Annotated in this window: 21 protein-coding genes; 17 read left to right on the top strand and 4 right to left on the bottom strand. The window is 43.1% G+C overall.

Features of this window, described 5'->3' with window-relative positions; genetic code table 11:
• Positions 1-302: 302 nt before the first annotated feature.
• Entirely contained in the window at positions 303-1,271 is a 969-nt protein-coding gene (gene ispB, locus DL796_RS05890; RefSeq protein ID WP_110200793.1) for an octaprenyl diphosphate synthase, read from the bottom strand.
• A 391-nt stretch (positions 1,272-1,662) separates the two neighbouring features.
• Here ispB and rplU point away from each other — a divergent pair, with 391 nt between their 5' ends.
• The 4 genes from rplU (at position 1,663) to DL796_RS05870 (ending at position 4,676) form a co-directional block, all read left to right on the top strand.
• Entirely contained in the window at positions 1,663-2,232 is a 570-nt protein-coding gene (gene rplU, locus DL796_RS11835; RefSeq protein ID WP_110200792.1) for a 50S ribosomal protein L21, read from the top strand.
• A 3-nt stretch (positions 2,233-2,235) separates the two neighbouring features.
• Positions 2,236-2,490 carry a 50S ribosomal protein L27 gene (rpmA, locus tag DL796_RS05880; protein WP_110200791.1) on the top strand — a complete coding sequence of 85 codons (255 nt, stop codon included), beginning with the start codon at positions 2,236-2,238 and terminating at the stop codon, positions 2,488-2,490.
• A 285-nt stretch (positions 2,491-2,775) separates the two neighbouring features.
• Positions 2,776-3,981: an Obg family GTPase CgtA gene (gene cgtA, locus DL796_RS05875; RefSeq protein WP_110200790.1), complete on the top strand. Its 1,206-nt coding sequence runs from the start codon at positions 2,776-2,778 to the stop codon at positions 3,979-3,981.
• Between the two features lie 161 nt (positions 3,982-4,142).
• On the top strand, positions 4,143-4,676 hold the full coding sequence (locus DL796_RS05870) for a DUF805 domain-containing protein (protein WP_110200789.1): 534 nt from the start codon (positions 4,143-4,145) through the stop codon (positions 4,674-4,676).
• Between the two features lie 56 nt (positions 4,677-4,732).
• Here the strand turns inward: DL796_RS05870 and DL796_RS05865 are convergent, their stop codons facing one another.
• Entirely contained in the window at positions 4,733-6,073 is a 1,341-nt protein-coding gene (locus DL796_RS05865; RefSeq protein WP_110200788.1) for a DUF1329 domain-containing protein, read from the bottom strand.
• A 202-nt stretch (positions 6,074-6,275) separates the two neighbouring features.
• Between DL796_RS05865 and DL796_RS05860 the strand changes: the two genes are divergently transcribed.
• Complete coding sequence (locus DL796_RS05860) at positions 6,276-6,704, top strand: MarR family winged helix-turn-helix transcriptional regulator (protein WP_110200787.1); 429 nt, start codon at positions 6,276-6,278, stop codon at positions 6,702-6,704.
• A gap of 64 nt (positions 6,705-6,768) precedes the next feature.
• On the opposite strand, the gene rpsT is transcribed toward DL796_RS05860, so the two are convergent.
• On the bottom strand, positions 6,769-7,029 hold the full coding sequence (gene rpsT, locus DL796_RS05855) for a 30S ribosomal protein S20 (protein ID WP_110200786.1): 261 nt from the start codon (positions 7,027-7,029) through the stop codon (positions 6,769-6,771).
• 225 nt (positions 7,030-7,254) lie between these two features.
• Between rpsT and murJ the strand changes: the two genes are divergently transcribed.
• Positions 7,255-8,790 (top strand): murein biosynthesis integral membrane protein MurJ, encoded by a 1,536-nt coding sequence (gene murJ / locus DL796_RS05850; protein ID WP_110200785.1) that lies wholly within the window; start codon positions 7,255-7,257, stop codon positions 8,788-8,790.
• A 46-nt stretch (positions 8,791-8,836) separates the two neighbouring features.
• On the opposite strand, the gene DL796_RS05845 is transcribed toward murJ, so the two are convergent.
• Entirely contained in the window at positions 8,837-9,424 is a 588-nt protein-coding gene (locus DL796_RS05845; RefSeq protein ID WP_110200784.1) for a hypothetical protein, read from the bottom strand.
• Between the two features lie 189 nt (positions 9,425-9,613).
• On the opposite strand from DL796_RS05845, the gene ribF reads away from it, so the two are divergent.
• From ribF to DL796_RS05790, 11 genes are all read left to right on the top strand, one after another.
• A complete protein-coding gene (gene ribF / locus DL796_RS05840) occupies positions 9,614-10,582 on the top strand; it encodes a bifunctional riboflavin kinase/FAD synthetase (RefSeq protein WP_110200783.1) in 969 nt (322 codons plus the stop codon).
• A 35-nt stretch (positions 10,583-10,617) separates the two neighbouring features.
• Positions 10,618-13,425, top strand: coding sequence for an isoleucine--tRNA ligase (gene ileS / locus DL796_RS05835; protein WP_110200782.1), 2,808 nt, complete (start codon positions 10,618-10,620; stop codon positions 13,423-13,425).
• Positions 13,426-13,583: 158 nt separating this feature from the next.
• Positions 13,584-14,105: a signal peptidase II gene (lspA, locus tag DL796_RS05830; protein WP_110200781.1), complete on the top strand. Its 522-nt coding sequence runs from the start codon at positions 13,584-13,586 to the stop codon at positions 14,103-14,105.
• A gap of 34 nt (positions 14,106-14,139) precedes the next feature.
• Positions 14,140-14,583, top strand: coding sequence for an FKBP-type peptidyl-prolyl cis-trans isomerase (gene fkpB, locus DL796_RS05825; protein WP_110200780.1), 444 nt, complete (start codon positions 14,140-14,142; stop codon positions 14,581-14,583).
• A gap of 128 nt (positions 14,584-14,711) precedes the next feature.
• A complete protein-coding gene (gene ispH, locus DL796_RS05820; RefSeq protein WP_110200779.1) occupies positions 14,712-15,662 on the top strand; it encodes a 4-hydroxy-3-methylbut-2-enyl diphosphate reductase in 951 nt (316 codons plus the stop codon).
• A gap of 140 nt (positions 15,663-15,802) precedes the next feature.
• Entirely contained in the window at positions 15,803-16,270 is a 468-nt protein-coding gene (locus DL796_RS05815) for a GspH/FimT family pseudopilin (RefSeq protein WP_170114225.1), read from the top strand.
• 11 nt (positions 16,271-16,281) lie between these two features.
• Positions 16,282-16,857, top strand: coding sequence for a type IV pilus modification protein PilV (pilV, locus tag DL796_RS05810; RefSeq protein ID WP_110200777.1), 576 nt, complete (start codon positions 16,282-16,284; stop codon positions 16,855-16,857).
• A gap of 11 nt (positions 16,858-16,868) precedes the next feature.
• A complete protein-coding gene (locus DL796_RS05805; RefSeq protein ID WP_110200776.1) occupies positions 16,869-17,555 on the top strand; it encodes a PilW family protein in 687 nt (228 codons plus the stop codon).
• Positions 17,556-17,558: 3 nt separating this feature from the next.
• Entirely contained in the window at positions 17,559-18,179 is a 621-nt protein-coding gene (locus DL796_RS05800; RefSeq protein ID WP_146205072.1) for a pilus assembly PilX family protein, read from the top strand.
• 8 nt (positions 18,180-18,187) lie between these two features.
• Positions 18,188-21,415 carry a PilC/PilY family type IV pilus protein gene (locus tag DL796_RS05795; RefSeq protein WP_110200774.1) on the top strand — a complete coding sequence of 1,076 codons (3,228 nt, stop codon included), beginning with the start codon at positions 18,188-18,190 and terminating at the stop codon, positions 21,413-21,415.
• A complete protein-coding gene (locus DL796_RS05790; protein WP_110200773.1) occupies positions 21,415-21,852 on the top strand; it encodes a type IV pilin protein in 438 nt (145 codons plus the stop codon). Before DL796_RS05795 ends, DL796_RS05790 begins: the two co-directional genes overlap by 1 nt.
• Position 21,853: the final 1 nt, after the last annotated feature.

Here is a 21,853-nt window from a genome sequence, read left to right as displayed (position 1 = left end):
CTCGTTCGCAAAGCTCTACTTTGCAGTGCAGTAGTTAATAACAATTTGCTATTTGAAAATTGCACGTAATTATGCCAAAAAATATTGGTAGTGGCGAGGCTAAATGAAACTTATTTGAATTATTTCGTCAGAAATTTTTACGAGATTGATTTTTCTGACAAACTGTTAGTGAACTGATGAATTCATTTTATCCAAGTTTGTCGGGTCTTAGGGAAAGATAGGTGCTTGTTAAGGTCTGTTTGAAGATGCTCGAGCCTCTGCTAACAGAGGCTCGTACTTAATATCTAAATTGCTCTTATAAACTAAGAGTTTCTCGCCAGTGAAAGCTTTGCTAACTCTATTAAGGCTGTTTTATATTCAGAATCCGGTAGAGGCGCTAATGCATTAATAGCACGTTCAACGGCTTTCTCAGCCGCTTGGTAGGTATATTCAATAGCATTAGTAGCTTTAACGATGCTCAAAATTTCATCTAAGTCGTCAAGGCCACCTTGCTCAATTGCCTTTCGAATAAGGGCTTGATCAGATTCATTAGATTGTGCGAGGGCGTAAATTAGTGGCAGAGTTGGCTTACCTTCGGCTAAGTCATCACCAACGTTCTTACCCATATCATCAGCATCGGAAGCATAATCGAGCGCATCGTCAATGAGTTGGAACGCGATACCAAGCTGCAAGCCATAATCACGCAGGCCTTGTTCTACGTTTTCGGGAGCCTGGCATAAGACAGCGCCTAATTGGGTCGCTGCTGCAAAAAGAATCGCTGTTTTGCGTTCGATAACTTGATAATAAGAGTCTTCGCTGACTTTCGGATCGTTAATATTCATCAACTGTAATACTTCGCCAGCTGCCACTTCATTGGTGGTATTGGCTAGAATATTAAGAACCTTCATATTGTCCACTTCAACCATCATCTGGAATGAGCGGCTATAAAGGAAGTCGCCAACAAGTACAGAAGCTTGGTTGCCAAACAGCTCGTTAGCCGTTTCGCGGCCGCGACGCATACTCGACTCGTCAACCACATCGTCATGGAGCAGGGTAGAAGTATGTATTAACTCGATTACAGCGGCTAACTTGGAGTGGTCACTGCCTTTATAACCCATTGACTTTGCAGCTAAAAGTACCAGCATAGGGCGCAATCGCTTACCGCCAGCTGCAACAATATAATGGCCCACTTGATCCACCAAAACCACATCGGACTTGAGGCGATCAAGAATCATTTGGTTTGTTGCCTGGAAGTCAGATTCAACCAAGGCACGAATATTGTCGAGTGTCATTGTCTACCTTAAAATTAAATTGCAGCTGGTATTTTTTAATGATTGCCTTAAATGACGTAGAGGTTGAGATGATTACCTGTAGGGCATCTATCACAGCAATACTGCCAACGGCTTTACAATAATTGCTTGGCAATCCTAGTGAGGCTGGCGCCTTGGGTCAAGCTTTTATGGTGATATTTTTAGGATAGGAGTCGCCGAACCCATTGGCATTTGGTATGATCCAGCTCGATTTAGGCTTTAAATCCATTATTCAAGGTTTTATCGGCTTAAATCCTTGCTTTACGGGCGTATTTCGCTTAAAATTCGCGCCCTCAAATATGAAAGCCATTGAGCAATACATATTAACCTTCTTGTTGAGATATATAAGAGGGTCTATAACCGGAGAATCAATATGTACGCAGTAATTAAAAGTGGTGGTAAGCAACACCGCGTAAAAGAAGGCCAGGTAGTGCGTCTTGAGAAGATCGAGGCGGAAACTGGTGCAACAATCGATTTTGAAGACGTTTTAATGGTCGCTGACGGCGATAACGTAACTCTAGGCACTCCAGTAGTAGCTGGTGCTGTGGTTTCAGGCGAAGTCGTTAACCACGGTCGTGCTAAGAAAGTGAACATCATTAAGTTCAAGCGTCGTAAACATCACATGAAACGTCAAGGCCACCGTCAATGGTTCACAGAAGTGAAAATTAACGGTATTGCTCTAGATGGCGCGAAAAAGCCAGCTAAGAAAGCTCCAGCGAAAAAAGCTGCAGCAAAAACTGACGGTGATGATTTAACTAAATTATCAGGCGTAGGCCCAGTTATCGTTAAGAAATTAAACGAAGCTGGTATCACTACATTTAAACAAATCGCTGAGTGGACTGCGAAAGACGTAGAGCACTTTGACGAAGAATTAAGCTTCAAAGGTCGTATCGAGCGTGAAAACTGGATCGATCAAGCTAAAGAATTGATGAAAGGAGAGTAAACGATGGCTCATAAGAAAGCTGGTGGTAGTACTCGTAACGGCCGCGATTCCGAAAGTAAACGCCTTGGTGTTAAGCGCTTTGGTGGTGAGCAAGTAAGCGCGGGCAGCATCATTGTTCGTCAGCGTGGTACTAAGTTCCACCCTGGTAACGGTGTAGGTCTTGGCCGTGACCATACAATCTTTGCAAAAGTTGATGGTAAAGTTAAGTTTGAAGTTAAAGGTAAAAACAATCGTCGTACTGTTTCTATCGAAGCTTAATCAAGCTTGAGTTTTAGAAAAAGCCTCAGCCATCGCTGGGGCTTTTTTGTTGAAGAGGCCATAATAAGTATCTTTAACAATGTTGAAGTTTAGGTCTGTGTTGATAAGCTTACTGCAGAGATTTTAAGTTTGATAGGTCGCCAATCATTGAAGTTGAAGGGCGAGACAACTTAAACTGATACAATATCGGTTAATTTATTGATTTTTTATTGTTAAAAAGTCCGTTAACTGTTCACTTTCTGAGTCGTTAGGCAATGACTCTCAGTAATACGATGAAAAAGTCTTATGAAATTTGTAGATGAAGTAACCATTAAAGTTAAAGCAGGCGATGGCGGTAACGGTATCGTCAGTTTCCGCCGTGAGAAATACGTTGCTCGGGGTGGCCCTGACGGCGGTGATGGCGGCGATGGTGGTAATGTATACATTGTTGCTGATGAAGAAATGAACACCTTAGTGGACTACCGTTATGTGCGCTTTTATCAAGCGACACGAGGTGAAAACGGTCAAGGCCGTAATATGACTGGCTCTAAAGGTGAGGATTTAGTCCTAAAAGCACCTGTTGGAACACAGATTACCGACAAAGAAACTGGCGAAATTGTTGGCGATTTAACTAAGGATGGAGAGCAGTTGTTAGTTGCGAAAGGCGGCTTCCACGGTTTAGGTAATACCCGTTTTAAAAGCTCGATTAATCGTGCTCCGCGTAAGGCAACACACGGTACTCCGGGTGAGTTGCGTGAGCTTAGGTTAGAATTGAAAGTACTTGCTGATGTGGGTTTACTTGGTCTTCCAAACGCCGGTAAGTCGACTTTTATTCGTGCCGTATCGTCGGCTAAGCCGAAAGTGGCGGATTATCCTTTCACGACCTTAATTCCTAATCTCGGTGTGGTTCGTATCGATACTGAATCAAGTTTCGTTGTAGCCGATATCCCAGGTGTTATTGAAGGTGCGGCGGAAGGTGCAGGTCTTGGTATTCGCTTTTTACGTCACTTAGCGCGTACTCGTATTCTTTTGCATATCGTCGATTTAATGCCGTTCGATCAGTCCGATCCGGTGGAAAACTTTAACGATATTATGAATGAGCTGTATAAGTACAGCGAGAGTAAGGATATTTCGCTTAAGGATAAGCCGGTTTGGCTGGTCTTTAACAAAACTGACTTGATGAGCGAAGAAGAAAGTCAGGCCAAGATGGATGATATGATTGAGCGGTTACAGTGGGATGGGCCTGTATTTAAGATGTCTGCAATCCAAAAAGAAGGAACGCGTGAGATTTGTAATGCTATTATGGACTACCTGATTGAGCATCCACAAATTCGTAAGATCGAAGCAGAGAAGACGCAAACCGAGTTTAACTGGCCAGAACCTGGCTCGATGGATGAGGTTGAAGAGGACCCTTTCGAGGGCTTAGAACCTGAATGGGATGAAGATATGGATGATGACGGCGTTGAAGTAGTGTACGTTGATCCTAGCCAAGTCCCAGACGATAAAAAGTAAGTTTGAACCACTGAACAAAAGAACCGCTGAAAGCGGCTTCTTTGTTTGTGGGTATAGCGTATTTCGTCCATTTTTCGTTATCGTTTCGTTTATTTTTCGTGGTTCAATGTCTAACTTTTAGATATGGTATTGATTACTAATATGGCTAATATGAGTCTGTCATGCGAATTGATACCTATAAACTAAAGCAATTGAGGATGTCGAAGCACTGGTCGCAAGAACAACTGGCTACTGTCAGCGGTTTAACGGTCAGAACTATTCAAAGAATTGAAGCGACGGGAAAAGTTTCGATGGAGTCAGCTAAGTCTTTAGCTTCAGCTTTTGATGTTGAAATTTCTGAGATGCTACTTGAAGAAGCAAAAGCAGGAACAAACAGAGAGCAGCTGCCGATTGAGTCAACGATCGAAGTTATAAAGGACAGCTTTGCTCAGTATAGCAAGTTTGATGGTAAAGCATCGCGGCCTCAGTACTGGTTATTTTTTGCATTCTGTTTTGTAAGTATGGCGATATGCACACTCATTAGTCCAGCACTAGCCTCGATAGCGGGAGTTCTTATATTATTACCGTTGTTAGCTGTTGGTTCGAGAAGACTGCATGACGCTGGCTACAGTGGCTGGTGGCAGCTTTTTGCTTTAGTGCCCTTGGGGATTATCGGGGTTTTATATATGCTGACTTTGGAGTCTAAAAAGACTTAAACACATAAAAAAGCCACTCATTTGAGTGGCTTTTTAGTATCTGACATTTCTGTTTTCTAGCGACCTTCTCGGCGTAATGCTGAAGACGTGAACTGACGGTAGTTCATGCTTTTAGAGAAGTCATACATGTTTTCTTGGTTATCTAGACCAAAAGCGATGTAGCGTTTCGCTTTTAAATCATGAATAACGTCTAGCGTTGTCCAAAGTACAGGCACTTCATAATAGTTAAGTGCGTGAGCTTCAGCAACGCGCCATAGTTCACCCTGTTCGTCATAGTGGTCTACTATAAGCGCCTGCCAGCTATCTTCATCTAGATAGAAAGTACGGCGGCTGTAGATGTTGTCTTTGGTTTCTTTTAGCGTGGCTTCCACAACCCATACGCGGTGTAGCTCATAGCGTGCGAATTCTTGGTTAATGTGGCCAGGGCGAACAATATCGTCGTAACTCAGTTGATCGCTGTGTAATTGGTAAGCGTTGTAAGGTACGAACAATTCTTTTTTGCCCTTAAGCTCCCAGTTGTACTTATCTGGCGAGCCACTGAACATATCAAAGTTATCAATCGTAGATAAGCCGTCAGAAGCTAAAGCTGGTGCGTCATAGGCCACAGTAGGGGTTCTAAAAGCACGGCGACGACCTGGATCATAGCGCCATGCACGACGTGGGTCTTTAACCTGGTTAGCGGTTTCGTGAACCAATAACACTTCACCGGCCATGCTTGATGGCGAAGTGATGCGCTGTTTGTAAAGGAATAGGAAGTTATCTTTCTCAGGGTGCTCTTGCGCGTAATACTGCAAAGATTCCTGTTCAAATTTAACAGGGTTATAGCTACCATCAACCTGTGGAGTGACTTGGATATACTGACGCTTAATAGACTCACCACGGTAACGGGTTAAGTGATTCCAAATCGCTTCCAAACCACTTTCTGGGATAGGGAAGGGAACACCAACACCTGCATTCTTTAATCCAGCACCATCAGGCGTCAACTCAGCTCTTGTGGCGTTTTTAATAGTAAAGTCATAGATTTTCTGTGGGAATGAGGCACTTCTATGGCTTGGGTACACTTTGATCTTATAGTCAGGGTATTGTTTTAAAAGCGCAATCTGCCCACTCGACAAGTTTGCGGCATAATCCTGGTAGTTATTAGCAGTAATAACTAATAAAGGCTCTTCATCCGCGTATGGATCCACATGATGTTCACCCGGCTCATAATCTTCTGGGATCTGCTGAATGCCACCTGTCCATGCTGGGATTGTACCTTCTTTGTTTCCCGCACGCTCAGCGCCCATTGGCGTTAGATCTTGAGTTAATCGTGCTGCTTGTTCTGGAGTCACTTTCCCCTGTGCTAGAGTGCTTAATGCCAGACTGGCGATTAGCGCTATTAAAATTGAAATTCTCATATTGGTACTATAAATGGTATTAAGTGGGGCGCATTTTACTGGAGAATTCTGTTCTGTCAACTGGTTCGACCTCAGATTATTAATTGAACAAAACTATAATATGGCGGTGCAATTAGTTTTTATTAATGACGAGCTTAATTAACTGTGGTTAAATAAAAAAACTAAGGCGAAGTCGCCACAATTCATTTAGGATAAAAGCGTTTTGTTTCAACAAGATACTGCACAAAAACTATACGATTTATTAAGTCTGTTCCATGAAAAATCTAAGCGAGTAGAGAAGTCGATTGGCTTAACCCGCGAGCGACTCGAAATTATTACTCAATTAGTGATGCAAGGACCTAAAACCATTAATCAATTGGCTGAGCAAGAAGCGGTTAGTGCTCCGGCTATTACGAGAACCATTAAGGCACTAGAAAAGCAGGGGTTTGTTATTAAGTCGCGCTCAAAAACCGATCAAAGAGTGGTTTTCGTTGCCCCTACACGCAAAAGTCAGCAGGTAGTGGATGCTGTGAGGTTGCAACAGCAGAAGTGGATAAGTGAGATTCTGGAACTGGCGGATAAAGATGAGCTTGAGCTGGTAGCTAGTGGAGTAACCACTTTAATCAAGCTGTATGAAGAAAATAAATCGTAAACACAAAGAAAAGCCGCTACCTTGCGATAGCGGCTTCAAGAATCTTTGCTACTTCAAGCTCAGATTATAGCGCTTGAATTCGAGCGTTTAAACGGCTCTTATGACGTGCAGCTTTATTCTTGTGGATAAGGCCTTTAGTAGTGGCCGCATCGATCACTGGAATAGCACGTTCAAATGCAGCTTGTGCATCCTTCTTGTTGCCTGCTTCAATAGCGTATACGACTTTTTTAAGATAGCTACGCATCATTGAGCGGCGGCTTGCGTTGTGCTTGCGACGAGCTTCAGCTTGACGAGCACGTTTTTTGGCAGATTTAATGTTAGCCAAGGTGAACTCCTAACAACTGGTTAATAAAACAATAATCACAAATTTAAGGTCGCGAAATATACCTGTTTTCGAGTTTTGTATCAAGCGAAAACAGCTAAAATCAGTATAATTCTGTCAATTTTAAGGCTTTTTAGTCTTTTCTATGGTGACTAAGCCTTTAATCGCTTAAACTTGCGCACAATAAGAGCGACATTATAACACCTTTTAGGAAGATACTTCAGTAATATGGCCAGTCTTTTACGATCCAGCACCATCGTCAGTTTTTGGACCATGATTTCGCGCTTTATGGGGCTCGCTAGAGACGTTGTTTTGGCGAATTTGCTAGGCGCTAGTGGTCAGGCCGATGTTTTCCTTGTTGCACAGAAAATCCCTAATTTCCTAAGGCGTCTGTTCGGTGAAGGTGCCTTCGCCACAGCCTTTGTACCTGTGTTTTCAGAATATTATTCGAACCGCACCAAGGCTGAGACGGTTTCTTTGCTGAGCAAAGTTTCAGGAACGCTGGGTGGCTTCTTGGCCATTATTACGGTTATTGGCGTGCTTGGCTCTCAAGGCGTTATTGCTTTATTTGGCGCAGGCTTTCTTAGCGACCCGGACAAGTTTCAGTTAGCCAGCGACCTTTTAAAAATAACCTTTCCTTATATCTTTTTTATATCTCTAGTGGCGATGTACAGCTCGGTGCTAAACACTTTGGATAAGTTCGCGGTTCCAGCATTCGCTCCTATCTTGTTAAATTTATCAATAATTGCGGCGGCGATTGTGTGGGCGCCAACTATGGAGCAGCCAACCGTAGCATTAGCTTGGGCAATCTTTATCGCTGGCGCTTTGCAATTATTCCTGCACTTTCCTTTCTTGTGGAAAGCTGGGTATCTGCCTAAACCGCAATGGGCATGGAAAGATACAGCGGTTCAGCGCATCATTAAACTAATGATTCCTGTCATCGTAGGTGCTTCTGCGAGCCAAATTAATCTCTTGATCGATACTCAGATTGCGTCATTCCTAGAAGAGGGTAGTATTGCTTGGTTGTATTATTCAGATCGTATGATGGAGTTCCCACTAGGGATTTTCGGGATCGCCATTGCCACGGTATTATTGCCAACCCTATCTAAGTACTTCTCAAAAAAAGATATGGAGCACTTTTCAGGCACTCTAGATTGGGGTTTACGCATGGTGCTAATGATCGGTATTCCTGCGGGTATTGGTCTTTTCTGGCTGGCAGAACCGATTATGATTAGCGTGTTTCAACATGGTGCTTTTACGCCTGAAGATTCGTTTAAAGCGGGTCAAAGTTTACAGGCGTATTCGATTGGATTAATCGGTTTTATGATGGTGAAAGTCTTTTTAACAGGCTATTACTCGCGCCAAGATACTAAAACTCCGGTCAAAATTGCTTTGTTTGCCATCGCCAGCAACATAATTTTGAACTTGGCGCTATTTAAGCCTTTTGGTCACGTCGGTTTGGCCATCGCTACGAGTGTTTCAGCTTTTATCAACGCAATCTTTTTGTACCGCTATTTGCATAAAAACGGTCAATTGCAGTTATCAAGCAAGAGTAAAATTTGGATTCTAAAATTAGTCGTGGCCAGTGGTTTGTTGCTCTTAGGGCTTTGGTACACAGACTTTAGTATCGACCAGTGGCAGTCGTGGACGCGTTTCGAAGCGATTGGCATGATAAGCGTTATTATTGTCGGCACTGTAGCTGTTTACGGGATTTTGTTGGTCTTAATGGGGCTAAGGCCTAAAGACTTTAAGATTCAACGATAGATGAGAATAAAAATCCCTGCAAAAGCAGGGATTTTCAATGGTGTATTTATTCTTTTAATTGTAATACTGCTTTATAACGTGGCTTACCGTGTCTTTCTAAGTAGTAAGTCAGTTCTTTATTCTCAGGATCAACTTCTACCATCCACACGTTTGTTTTTGCATCAGGAATAAGCTCGGCGGTAAAGTCGTCAGCATGGAAAAAATGCTTAGTTGCGGTAACGGCTTCATCTTTGTAGCTTGCAGAGTAGCCACCATAATTCGTCACCGGATCAGGTGAGCCATCTTTTAGGCGGTGATCGTGCTTAAATAGTAAACCTTGGCGGGTCACGGTTAGGATCCATGTTCTAGATGCATCGTCACCCACTGTGAAAGGAATACGAATTTGACGATGGTCACAGTAATCGATAGTAGCGACTAGCTTTTTACCAGCGAAATCATGACCAGGATCTTCAGGATAAACGGACTCGCCAACGAATGTTTCGCCACACATGGATTCTACTAAGCGAAAGAAGTCAACTTCTTGTTTGCTCATCATATCCTCAAGCTCAGGCGCTGGCGCACAGCTACTGCAGGCACAAGCGGTGATCAGAGTTGCTAAAATAAAGCTAGATAAGAATTTTAAAGTGTTTTTCATGGTGCTCTCTATGTTATTGATTTGAGATATAGTCACCGATTTGGAGAAGGTTAGCAAGCCACTCGTAGTCACTGTACTTAGGATTTAACGTTTCTATTGGCTCAATCAACGATTTGTGGTTAATTCTTGCTCCATAGTCCGCTATAATTGCCGGCTTTGGCATCAGCCTCACTGGAATCTTAGTATAAAATGCGTCTATTGCGTGGTCTGTATAATTGTCCTAAAGCACTGTTTCAGCAGGGCTGTGTGGCGACTATTGGTAATTTCGATGGCGTACATGTAGGTCATCAAACCATCATCGAGCGCTTAACTCGCAAGGCAAAGGACTTTGATTTACCCAGTGTGGTCATTGTTTTTGAGCCACATCCACAAGAATATTTTCGTCCAGATAAGGCTCCAGCTCGACTCTTTAAATTGACCGATAAAGTCAAAGCATTAGAAGCACTGGGCGTGGATTACGTCTTGTGTTTTCGTTTTAATCAAGAATTTGCTGAACTCAGCGCTGAGGAATTTATTCAGCGCGTTTTGATCGATAGACTCAATGTACAACATCTATTTATAGGCGATGACTTCCGTTTCGGCTATAAGCGTCAAGGCGATTTCGAGATGTTGAAAAGTCGCGGGGCGGGACATTTTACAGTAGAAGCCAATCAGTCCGTAACGTTAGAAGTCGATGGTCAGTCCCTGCGGGTTAGTAGCAGTCTGGTGCGAGAGGCGGTGGCCAATAACCAGTTTCAGCTCGCGGAACGTTACCTCAATAAGCCCTATCAGATCGAAGGCAAAGTAAGCCACGGCGATAAACAAGGCCGTCAAATTGGCTTTGCTACGGCGAATATCCCACTGAAAAGACTGAAAAGTCCTTTAAAGGGGGTGTATGCGGTTTGGGTGTATGGTATAAGTGCTAGTTTGGCGCAAGATAAAGGTCATAAACGCTGGGCGGCAGTAGCGAATATCGGTACTAAACCGACAGTAAAACAGAGCCCTGAGCGCCTCGAAGTGCACCTTTTGGACTTCACTGGCGACCTTTACGGAGAGCGTCTGCGCGTTGAACCTATCGCTAAACTGCGAGATGAGAAAAAGTTTGCTTCTTTAGACGAACTGAAAGCGCAAATTGCAGCCGATATCGAGTCTGCTAAAGACCACTTTAATGAATTTTAATCGTTTGAATTAACTACAACAGAGTAATCATTTGGATGAGTGACTATAAAGACACCTTAAACTTACCGAAAACGAAATTTGAAATGCGCGGTAACCTGCCTAATCGTGAGCCAAAAATGTTGGCCGAGTGGGAAAAGAACGATTTGTATGGCGAGATCCGCAAAGCCCGAGCTGGCCGTGAGCAGTTTATTTTGCACGATGGCCCTCCTTATGCCAACGGCAATATTCATATTGGTCACTCTGTAAATAAAATCCTTAAGGACATCGTGGTTAAGAGTAAAACCATTAGCGGTTTTGACAGCCCTTATGTGCCTGGGTGGGATTGTCACGGCTTGCCGATTGAAAATGTTGTAGAGAAGAAAGTTGGCAAAGCTGGGCAAAAGATTTCGCATGCGGAATTCCGTCAAAAATGTCGTGATTACGCAGAAAAGCAAGTTCAGGGGCAGATGAAGGACTTCGTTCGTCTTGGTGTCTTGGGCGAGTGGGACAACCCTTATAAAACTATGAACTTCAGCTTTGAAGCGAACATTGTTCGCGCGCTATCTAAGTTGGTTAAAAACGGTCACATGTTCAAAGGCGAAAAGCCGGTTTATTGGAGTGTGGTTGGTGGTTCGTCGTTGGCGGAAGCAGAAGTCGAGTACCAAGATAAAACCTCTTACTCTATTTATGTGCGTTATCCTTTAGCGGATGTTGCAGCGTTTGAAAAAGCTTTTGGTGGCGTTTCTTGTGATAAAACTTCGGTGGTTATCTGGACTACGACCCCTTGGACATTGCCTTCAAGCCAAGCAGTTACGGTACATGCTGAGTTTAATTATGTCTTGGTAAAAGCTAAAACTGAGGCTGGCGAAGAGCAATTTATTTTGGCGGAAGACTTGTATCAACAAGTGATGGCGGAGTCGGAAATTACTGATTTTGAAATCGTTGCGACAACTACTGGTGATACTTTAGAAAACTTAAGTCTATACCACCCGTTCTACGATAAAACGCTACCGATCATTGTTGGAGAGCATGTGACGACGGATGCGGGTACTGGCTTAGTTCATACCGCGCCAGACCATGGTCCAGACGATTTCCAAGTGGTTAAGAAATACGGCATTGGGCTTTTAAATTATGTTATGGCCAACGGTGTTTTCTCTGATGATACGCCGGTATTTGCAGGCCAGCATGTGTATAAAGTTGATCAGCCTGTGGTTGAGCACTTGATCGAAAAAGGTCGCTTGTTGCACCAAGATAAAATCCGTCACAGTTATCCGCATTGCTGGAGAACTAAGACACCACTAATTTATCGTGCGACACCGCAGTGGTTCATTTCGATGAAGCAAAACAACTTGCAACCACAAGCGATGGAAGAAATTAAAAAGGTTAAGTGGGTTCCTGAGTGGGGCGAGGCGCGAATCGAATCAATGGTCGGCAACCGTCCAGATTGGTGTATCTCACGTCAACGCACCTGGGGCGTGCCGCTTTGCTTATTTATCGACAAGAAAGATGGTCAGCCACACCCAGACGCAGCTGAGCTGATGGAAAAAGTAGCCGTATTGATTGAGGAGAAGGGAATTCAGGCATGGTATGACTTGGATGCTTCTGAGCTGGTTGATGCTGATAAGTATGAAAAAATTGATGATACTTTAGACGTTTGGTTTGATTCTGGTGTGACGCATTATTGCGTCTTGTCGGCGCGTGATTATTTACGCCAGCCAGCAGATTTATATTTAGAAGGCTCGGATCAGCATCGCGGTTGGTTCCAGTCATCGCTGTTAACGTCGGTCGGTATTCACGGCCATGCGCCTTATAAGCACTGTCTAACACACGGTTTTGTGGTTGATGGTAAAGGCGAAAAGATGTCGAAGTCGAAAGGCAACGTCATGGCGCCTAACGACGTCATTAATAAGCTAGGTGCTGACGTACTTCGCTTGTGGGTTTCATCGTCCGATTACCGCGGTGAGATGGCGGTTTCAGAGGAAATCTTAAAGCGCACTGGCGATACTTACCGTCGTTTGCGTAATACCTCACGCTTCTTATTGGCGAATTTGGAAGGCTTTGACCCGGCGACAGATATGATTGCTAAAGAAGACTTGTTGCCGCTTGATCGTTGGGCTGTTGATGCGGCGTATCAAGCTCAAGAAGAGATTATCGATGCCTATGAAAACTATAATTTCTGGGTCGTTGCGCAAAAGATTCACCACTTCTGCTCGATCGATATGGGAAGTTTTTACCTAGATATCATCAAAGACCGTCAGTACACGGCTAAGCGTGGCTCAAAAGCACAGCGCTCTTGTCAGACGGCTTTGTATCATATTGTTGAAGCGCTCGTGCGCTGGATGGCGCCAATCTTAAGCTTCACGGCTAACGAAATTTGGCCGTTATTACCAAAGCCAGCCAATGGCGAGCGTGAGAAGTCAGTCTTTATTTCAGAGTGGTATCAAGGCTTATTCCCGATGGAGAACGCTGAAATTAGCGCGCAAGATTGGGAGCTGATCTCAACGGTTAAAAATGCTATTAACAAAGCCATCGAAGTAAAGCGTAAAGACGGCGCGATCGGTGGCTCGCTACAAGCCGAAGTGACGATTCACGCTGATGAAACGTTACATGCGGTATTAAGTAAGCTAGAGGACGAGTTACGCTTTGTCTTTATTACGTCTCAAGCTAAGTTGGTGAAAGAGGATGCGGGCGAAGCGACTGATGTCGAAGGTTTAAAGCTTACCATTACTGCGTCTGATGCTGAAAAGTGTGAGCGTTGCTGGCATCACCGTGAAGATGTGGGCTCTAATAGCGAGCACCCGACGATTTGTAGTCGCTGTGTGGAAAACGTGGTTGGTGATGGCGAAATCCGCCATTACGCTTAATAGTAATAAGACGTCATTATGAGGAGCATCAAATGCGACGCGGTCTTCTCATAGGGGGATTCTCTTGAGGATATTCTCTTAGGGGTATTCTCTTAGGGGTATTTGGAGAATAAGACTGCTTCGCTGTGCTCACAATGACAGATAAACATAGAGTATAAATGTTGAATAAAATAAAAGAGTCGGGCTTGGTATGGTTGTGGATTACCGTAATTTTATTGATCCTTGACCAAGCTACAAAAATTTGGGCTGACAATAACTTAGCGCCAGTATATGGCGGGCCTATTATTGAAGTGATGCCACACTTTGACTTGAACCTAGCCTATAACTATGGCGCGGCTTTTAGTTTTCTTGGTGATGCAGGCGGCTGGCAGCGTTGGCTTTTTACGGCAATCGCAGCCGCAATTAGTGTCGTTTTGTTAGTTTGGATGTATAAAACGCCTAAGAGTCAAAAGCTGGCCAACGTTGGCATGGCGCTGATTTTAAGTGGCGCTATTGGCAATCTTTATGATCGCCTAGCCTATGGCTATGTGATTGATTTTATTGATTGGTATGTGTCGAAGGACGGTTATCATTGGCCTACATTTAATATCGCAGACAGCGTTATTTTGATGGGTGTTGGTCTATTAATTATTGATACCTTCAAGAATCCCGACAAAAAAGACGAAAAGAAAACATCTTAATTTTCGTCATTAACTTCTTAATTCTAGTGATTTTATGACTACTGATTTACAAATTAATGCTGATTCGAAAGCATTAGTCCATTTTAATGTCCTTTTAAAAGACGGCTCAGCGGCCGACAGTACCCGCGTCAATGGCAAGCCTGTGTGGTTTGTGTTTGGTGACGGCAGCCTGACGGAGGTAATAGAGAAGTCCCTGATGGGCTTAAAAGCCGGTGATGAAAAGAAGTTGGAAGTTCACGGCTCAGAGTTTTTTGGCCCAGCGAACCCAGACGATGTTCATTTTATGGATATCAATCAATTTTCAGCAGACGTAAAGCTAGAAGAGGGTGCCATTATCGCCTTTGAGGACATGATGGGTGGCACGGTTCCGGGTATGATCCGTGAAATTCAGGGGCATTCTGTTAAAGTAGACTTTAACCACCCGCTGGCCGATCAGGATATAATCCTTGAAATCGAAATTGTCGAAGTGAGACAATAGTCATTAACCACACTATGTTTGTGATACTAGGTTGAGTTATAGAGGTTAAAGTATTAGTTTTCTAGCTGACTTTAGCAAACGCTAAAGTTATCTGGTATCCACAACTTAAGTATTTAGCAGGTATTATCTTGGAAATCATATTAGCAAACCCTCGTGGCTTTTGTGCCGGTGTTGACCGCGCTATTGAGATCGTTAATCGTGCCATCGAAATTTTCGGAGCCCCGATTTATGTCAAACATGAAGTGGTGCATAACAAGTTTGTGGTTGATGGTTTACGAGAAAAAGGTGCCATCTTTATTGAGGACCTCAACGATGTGCCAAAAGATTCAACGCTAATCTTTAGTGCACACGGCGTTTCGCAGCAAGTTCGCCGTGACGCAGAAGCTCGTAACTTAAAGGTTTTTGATGCTACTTGCCCGCTAGTGACCAAGGTACATATGGAAGTGGCGCGCCACAGTCGTCGTAATGAAGAATGTATCTTGATTGGTCATAAAGGCCACCCAGAAGTTGAAGGGACTATGGGTCAATATGACAACCCAGACTCGGGGATTTACCTAGTCGAAGATGAGGAAGATGTAGCAAAATTAGAGGTTAAAAACCCAGAAAAGCTGTTCTATGTCACTCAAACTACCTTGTCAGTCGATGACACACAGCGTCTCGTTGAAGTCTTAAAGGACAAGTTCCCGAATATCCAAGGGCCTAAAAAAGATGATATCTGTTATGCCACACAGAATCGTCAAGATGCCGTTAAGCAACTTGCAGCGGTCTGTGACTTGATCTTAGTGGTCGGTGCTCAAAACAGCTCAAATTCAAGCCGCTTGCAGGAACTGTCGGAAAACGAAGGCACGCGTTCCTACTTAATCAATAATGCTGGCGAAATTGACCCAGCGTGGCTTGAAGGCGTAGAAAAAGTCGGTGTCACAGCAGGAGCTTCAGCACCAGAAGTCTTGGTTAAAGACGTTATTCAATACTTAGAGTCTCAGGGCGGCACCAACACACAAGAGTCTGATGGTGTCGAAGAAAACATCGTATTTGTCCTACCAAGCGAACTTCGCCCTCGCGAGTCAAATCTGCATTAAAATTCTTAAAAATTAACCACTTAAAGCCGATAAGTTACCGCTTATCGGCTTTTTTGTACCGTTTGTCCGAGATAGTATGTCAATTGTACAATGATTCGGTATAACTAACCGTGGGTATATTATTAATGTTTGGGCATAGAATGAAACAAAAAAATCGTGGTTTTACAATAATAGAGCTAATGACAACAATTGCGTTATTGGCGATCATCTCAGCGTTGGCTGTTCCTTCCATTGGTAACTTAATGCGCAGTAATAAGCTTACTGCAGCTTCTAATGAACTAATTGCCTCAATTTCCATAGCTAGAAGTGAAGCTATTAAGCGCAAAGCTGATGTCACCTTAGAGCCTGTAGGGAGTACTTGGGCTGATGGCTGGAGAGTTGTATCTGGCGCCGAAACAATCAATGAGAGTAATCCCATAGACAGTAAATTCAAAGCTTCAACTAAGGCGGATAAGGGCAGCGTTACTTTCAAACCCAATGGCTATGCATCAGAGATTAATCCTTGGGGAAATGGTGACGGAGTTAAATTCTGCGATGGTAAAGGGAAGGCTAAAATTATAACAATGAATACTGCTGGCAGTATCACTGTTACGGATTCAACTTGTTAAAGGGTCAGGAAATGATTCAAAGAAAAATTTCAGGTATCAGCTTAATCGAGGTGCTTATTACCGTTTTGGTTATGGCTGTTGGTATGCTCGGTGTGGCGGCGTTACAAGTAAAAGCACTTAATACTTCTCAGGAAAGCTACTCTAAATCCCAAGCTGTTGTAGTACTCGAGGGGATGGCTGATCTTATGCGAGCTGATTATGAGTTCATTCATTCAGATGAAGTGGGGAATAATACTTATTCTGCTCAAGGCGACAATTGGTGCGCAGCTCCACCAGCAGAGTGCACTAAGTCAAGTTGCAGCAAAGTTGAACAAGCTCAAACAAACATGGCTCAAGCCTGTACAGCGTTAGCCGCAACGGGAATCCCAGGAGCAAAGATGGGAGCCAAATGTTTAGATCTAGACGGTGGGGTGGATACAGATGCCTGTACTCCAGGCTCCTTGCATCTATTGTATGTTTCCTGGCAGCCCACGGTTAGAGATGATACTGACGGTGAGGACACTTATAGTGGGCCTATGACGCGCTGTCATAATGAGTTTTCACTGAATGCGAATGAAGACTGTGTATTTATTGAGCTGGTGCCATAGGAGAACTCGTTATGCAAAAGAATAAAGGTTTTACCATAATAGAGTTGATGATAGGTGTAGTTCTATCATTGTTGCTCATTGCAGCAGCGGCAACAGTCTATTTATCAAGCAAAAAAACAAACGCAGTTAACCAAAACATTTTAAATATTCAAAATGATGGGCAGCTAGCGTTACAAATTTTGAAGAACGATATACGCCTAGCAGGTTGGACAAAGAATAACCTGCAATCTCAATCAATGGCTACCCCATTAGCCGCGGGTTTTGCTGATGGTGGTGGCACAGCCTCGGATACCCTAGCAATCCAGTATGAAGGCGATACGGACTGCAATGGCACAGCGGTATCTTCTGGAATAGTAGTTAATACATACTCGGTTGTCGGTGAAACACTGATGTGTAACAACGCGCCAATTATTGACGGTATTGAGTCATTTCAAGTGTTATATGGCTACTCTGGAAACGGTGGTGGCGTTAAATATGTAATTGCGGATGATGTAGCAGATCAAACTGCAGTTGAAAGCATTCGATTTGCTTTATTGCTGAGATCTGACAAAGCAGTACCTGATGGGCCGAGTAGTCGCGATTATGTGGTGCTTGATCAGAATTTAACAGGTTTCACAGACAAAAAAATTAGACAGGTATATTCGGCAACGGCTGTGATATTAAATAGACCGCATAATTTAATGGAAGTTGGTAGTTAATTTATGAAAAGAATATTAAACACAAAACAGTCAGGCGCATCTCTGGTATTAGTCATGCTTTTCTTTGTAGCCTTGACAGTGGTTGGTTTAGCAGTGATGCGTTCGGGTATTTTGTCGCAGAAACAGGCTAATAATATCCATGAGAAAAGTGTCTCGTTTCATGTAACACAAACTGCGAATAACGCCGTGACGCAAAGCTATAGAGATACTACAGCTGGTGGCTTTCGCTCTAAATTTGTTGATGGAACGGTTCTAACGGCACCAAAAACAAACCATATCCCAACGTTATTAGGCCACACTAATAGTTATAAAACGTGTGTTGGTGATAAGGGTGCCATTGTTGACTGTGCAGACAGCCCAACCCTGGATAACGGTGGAAAAGATGGTGTTATGGTTGGCCAGACATTGAGCTATTACAGAGGATGTTCTGCTGGTGGTTTTGTATGCCCGGGAATGTCATCAGGTATCGGTAGTGATAATATTATGGGGTGCAGCTTTTTTGAGCATGACGGAACGGGCTATATTGATGTTGTAAAAAACTATGCACCTGACAGTGAAGAAACTGTAACAGAAATTAATCAATGGTCTCAGGCAGTTCAAGCCTGTGAGTATTCAATCGAGTAGGTGGTTTTATGAATAATATAATGAAGAAGGTAATGGTCGGTACTACCGCATTACTGGCAGGTATGTTTGTTTCTTCGCCGGTACTCGGTGACGATACTGAGGTTTACTTTGGTGGTGTCACTCCATCGAATATACTGTTGATTCTAGATGAATCAGGCTCTATGGATTTTGATACGGTGCTTGAGAAATGGCATGATCGTTTTGTTTATAGAGGGAACTTGCCTGACAAGGTCGATGAGGATGACTACTTGATTTACCAGCCTTGTGATCAATATAGATGGAATGGAACTTGCTGGAGGTATGATAATAGATGGTATTACTTTACACGTAATCCAGAAGATCCTGTTGACCAAAGCAGAATGGTCTCAGAGTACCGCTACCGCTGGGTTCACGATGCTAGTGGCGTGTCTCGAATTAGTGTATTGCGCGAAGCGGCGAAAATCTTTATTGATGACCTAGATGGTTCTTCTCGTGTAGGTGTGATGACTTATTCTGCTGGTGATATTGAGCTGAAACAGGAAGTTAGACCTTTGTCCGATACATATAAAGGTAAAACCCACAAACAAAGGGTTTTGGATACTATTAACAATATGAATCCAGGAGGAGGCACTCCAACCGCTGGCGCTTTGTTAGCCGGTTCTCAATACTATCGAGGGGAGTTGGAAGATTATAACTCACCAATATTTAGCAAGTGTAACCTATCTAACAACATAATCCTGTTATCTGATGGCGAGCCAAATACTTATTATAGTAGCTATGATACAAGTATAAAAAGCTTGATTGGGAAAACAGGCAAAAGCTGTGTAGGTGTTCCAGACAGTGATGGTAATGATGTAGAGGCCGATGGGCAAGGTGGTAACGATGATGGTGAACGTTGCACCATGGATTTGGCTGAATTTATGGCTGACAACTTCCAGGTTAAAGATCAAGATAAGAAGTTAATACCTGAGACAGAAGTCATTACAAGTACCATTGCCTTTGCGTTACAGGAGCCAAGAGCGGTAAAGTTCCTGGAAGATGTGGCCTATAAGGCAGTAAAGTATCAGAAAGATGCGGATGGAAAGTATGTCCTTGACAAAGATAGTAATAAAATTGAAGTTGCTCGTGGCTCATCGCACAAAGCGACAAATGTACAGTCTCTAGTTGACGCCTTCCGTGCTTCTATCGAAAGTTCTGTTAGTAGTGGTAGTTTAGTTGCTCCTAGTGTTCCATTGAGTCAAAGCAACCGACTAAGAACAAGTAATGAAGTTTATTTAGCAATGTTTAGGCCGTTAAGTAATAACTACTGGCCTGGTAACCTTAAAAAATATTACTTAAAAGAAGGTAAAATTCATTCTGAGGATACCTCTAAACCAAACAATGTTGGTGACCAAGCGGTTAATGCCGATACGGGAGCATTTTTCAAAACTGCAAAAAGTGCCTGGGGCTCCGGTACTGACGGCGACAATATGTTGCTAGGTGGCGCTGCTCAGGATTCATTGTTCGTAGGTAGTACTAACGCACCTGTATACTCTAACTTATTTGATGATGACCTTTCTGGTAACAGCAAAAATTTAGTTTCAGTAAACTTACCAGATAATATTAATAAGTCTAAGCGAGATCGTTTATTAGGTGAATCTGTATCTAAGTCATTAGCCAAGGAGTATTTTGATTGGGTTGCACGAAAAGTAATCACAATAAACGTCGATTACGATGGAGACCCAAATACTAAAAGAGAAGAGGTAACTTTAAGTCGATTCGGCGATCCTTTGCATTCTAGACCTATAGTTGTTAATTATGGTTCAAATGACAGAGTTGTTTATATAGCCACTAATCAAGGTTATCTGCATGCGATAAACCCCGATACTGGTGTAACACGCTGGTCCTATATGCCTCGTGACATGATGACAAAAGTACCGAACTGGAAGAAGAACTTACCTTTATCATCACCAAACTTTAGAGATTATGGACTTGACGGTGACATCACTATTTCAACCGTTGATAATAATAAAAACGGTATAATCGAGGTAGCTGACGGAGACTCTAGAACTCTTTATATTGGTCAAAGGCGTGGTGGTTTCGAGTATTATGCACTTGATATTACGAGTCCAGACAACCCTAAAGTAAAGTTTACAGTGAAGTCCGGTAACAGTCTCGACACTGGTACTTTTTATACCGGAGAAAAAGTGACGATACTACCAAACTTAGGTCAAACTTGGTCAAAGCCACTTGTGGCTAAAGTGTGGTGGGGAGGAGCCGAGCGTCGCGTATTATTCTTTGGTGGCGGTTATGATCCTAAGCATGACAACCCAAATTTCCAGCCGAATACAAGCGGGCAAATGGGAAATACTATTTATGCCTTAGATGCTGATACAGGTAAACCATTAACTGGCTGGGACTCTAAAATATCTCAAGCTTCTATCACAAACGCTGTTGCGGCCGACTTAGCTATCATAGATTTAAATAATGACAGTATAGCTGATAGTATTTATGCTGCAGATGTTGGCGGTAAAGTGTACCGTGTCGACTTACCTAAAAAAGGTGATACAGGTAATGCAAACTTTAAAGCTGGATTGATTGCTGATATTAATAGCGGTGGCTCAAATCGTAAGTTTTACAATAAACCTGATGTTGTCTTTACTAACTACGCAGGAAAGAAGTTTGGTATGATAGCAATTGGTAGTGGTTATAGAGCGCGCCCTAAAAATGAAGATACTACAGATAGAATGTATGTCTTTTACGACAAGTATGTTGCTAATGGTAAATTCCCAGATAATGGTCTCGTAGAATCTGAGCTTATGGATGTTAGCAAAAAAGGTACAGAAGGGTTTGCCTCAATTGCGGATATATACCCTAAATATGAGGGCTGGTATATTACTCTTAATAAAGGAGAGAAAGTCTTATCAGACTCAACCACAATTAACTATCGCTCATTCTTTACAACTTACAGCCCTGGTGATGCTGAGGATGAATGTACTCCTGCTACTGGTGCGAATAAATTATATGGTGTAAATATTCTGGATGGTGCTCCTATTATTGATAGATTCAATAATAATGATGGGACCTTGGATGAGTTTGATCGTCATATTAGTCTAGACTATGTGGGGATTGCGCCTGGAATCACATTGCTGTTCCCTGATGATACACCCGCGGCAGCTTTGGTTGGTACTGAAACAATCGGCTCTGGCGACAGCTGGGCAAAAGATCTAGGCTTAAAGAGCACATTAACAACCATTAAGTGGAGACAAGATAAATAATGAACTCGATAAAAGTCTTACGTAATAACAATGGTTTCACCTTGATGGAACTGATGATAGTTGTAGCAATAGTAGCGATTTTGGCTGCTATTGCTATCCCTTCGTACCAAAACTATGTTATCCGTTCTAAGCGCGGTGATGCTATGGGAGCTGTGCTCTCTGCAGCACAAGCAGTGGAAAGATATAAGGCCGCTAATAACTTCAGCTATGCAAATGCTGATACTGCTGGAGTAATTCCGACTCAAGTTCCGGTTGATGGTGGCACCGCTTACTACACGCTATCACTGAGTAATGTCACGGCAACAACGTATACGGTAACAGCAACACCGGTTGCTGGCTCTTCACAAGAAGGCGATGGAAACCTTAGTATTAATCAGAGCGGTGTTAAAAGGTGGAATGGTAATGACTGCTGGCCAGAATCTGGGGCAACCTGTTAAG

Source organism: Kangiella spongicola (genome assembly GCF_003194565.2).
Lineage (GTDB): Bacteria > Pseudomonadota > Gammaproteobacteria > Enterobacterales > Kangiellaceae > Kangiella > Kangiella spongicola.
The sequence above is the reverse complement of the archived record's forward strand: the minus strand, read 5'-3'. Positions and strand labels throughout refer to the sequence as shown.

Excerpts from the sequence above, each read along its gene's own strand:
- pilV (WP_110200777.1), top strand. The coding sequence starts at position 16,282 with ATGATTCAAAGAAAAATTTCAGGTATCAGCTTAATCGAGGTGCTTATT.
- DL796_RS05805 (WP_110200776.1), top strand. The coding sequence starts at position 16,869 with ATGCAAAAGAATAAAGGTTTTACCATAATAGAGTTGATGATAGGTGTA.
- rplU (WP_110200792.1), top strand. The coding sequence starts at position 1,663 with ATGTACGCAGTAATTAAAAGTGGTGGTAAGCAACACCGCGTAAAAGAA.
- fkpB (WP_110200780.1), top strand. The coding sequence starts at position 14,140 with ATGACTACTGATTTACAAATTAATGCTGATTCGAAAGCATTAGTCCAT.
- DL796_RS05865 (WP_110200788.1), bottom strand. The coding sequence starts at position 6,073 with ATGAGAATTTCAATTTTAATAGCGCTAATCGCCAGTCTGGCATTAAGC.
- cgtA (WP_110200790.1), top strand. The coding sequence starts at position 2,776 with ATGAAATTTGTAGATGAAGTAACCATTAAAGTTAAAGCAGGCGATGGC.
- DL796_RS05795 (WP_110200774.1), top strand. The coding sequence starts at position 18,188 with ATGAATAATATAATGAAGAAGGTAATGGTCGGTACTACCGCATTACTG.
- ribF (WP_110200783.1), top strand. The coding sequence starts at position 9,614 with ATGCGTCTATTGCGTGGTCTGTATAATTGTCCTAAAGCACTGTTTCAG.
- murJ (WP_110200785.1), top strand. The coding sequence starts at position 7,255 with ATGGCCAGTCTTTTACGATCCAGCACCATCGTCAGTTTTTGGACCATG.
- rpmA (WP_110200791.1), top strand. The coding sequence starts at position 2,236 with ATGGCTCATAAGAAAGCTGGTGGTAGTACTCGTAACGGCCGCGATTCC.
- ileS (WP_110200782.1), top strand. The coding sequence starts at position 10,618 with ATGAGTGACTATAAAGACACCTTAAACTTACCGAAAACGAAATTTGAA.
- DL796_RS05800 (WP_146205072.1), top strand. The coding sequence starts at position 17,559 with ATGAAAAGAATATTAAACACAAAACAGTCAGGCGCATCTCTGGTATTA.
- DL796_RS05790 (WP_110200773.1), top strand. The coding sequence starts at position 21,415 with ATGAACTCGATAAAAGTCTTACGTAATAACAATGGTTTCACCTTGATG.
- DL796_RS05870 (WP_110200789.1), top strand. The coding sequence starts at position 4,143 with ATGCGAATTGATACCTATAAACTAAAGCAATTGAGGATGTCGAAGCAC.
- DL796_RS05815 (WP_170114225.1), top strand. The coding sequence starts at position 15,803 with ATGAAACAAAAAAATCGTGGTTTTACAATAATAGAGCTAATGACAACA.
- ispB (WP_110200793.1), bottom strand. The coding sequence starts at position 1,271 with ATGACACTCGACAATATTCGTGCCTTGGTTGAATCTGACTTCCAGGCA.
- lspA (WP_110200781.1), top strand. The coding sequence starts at position 13,584 with ATGTTGAATAAAATAAAAGAGTCGGGCTTGGTATGGTTGTGGATTACC.
- DL796_RS05845 (WP_110200784.1), bottom strand. The coding sequence starts at position 9,424 with ATGAAAAACACTTTAAAATTCTTATCTAGCTTTATTTTAGCAACTCTG.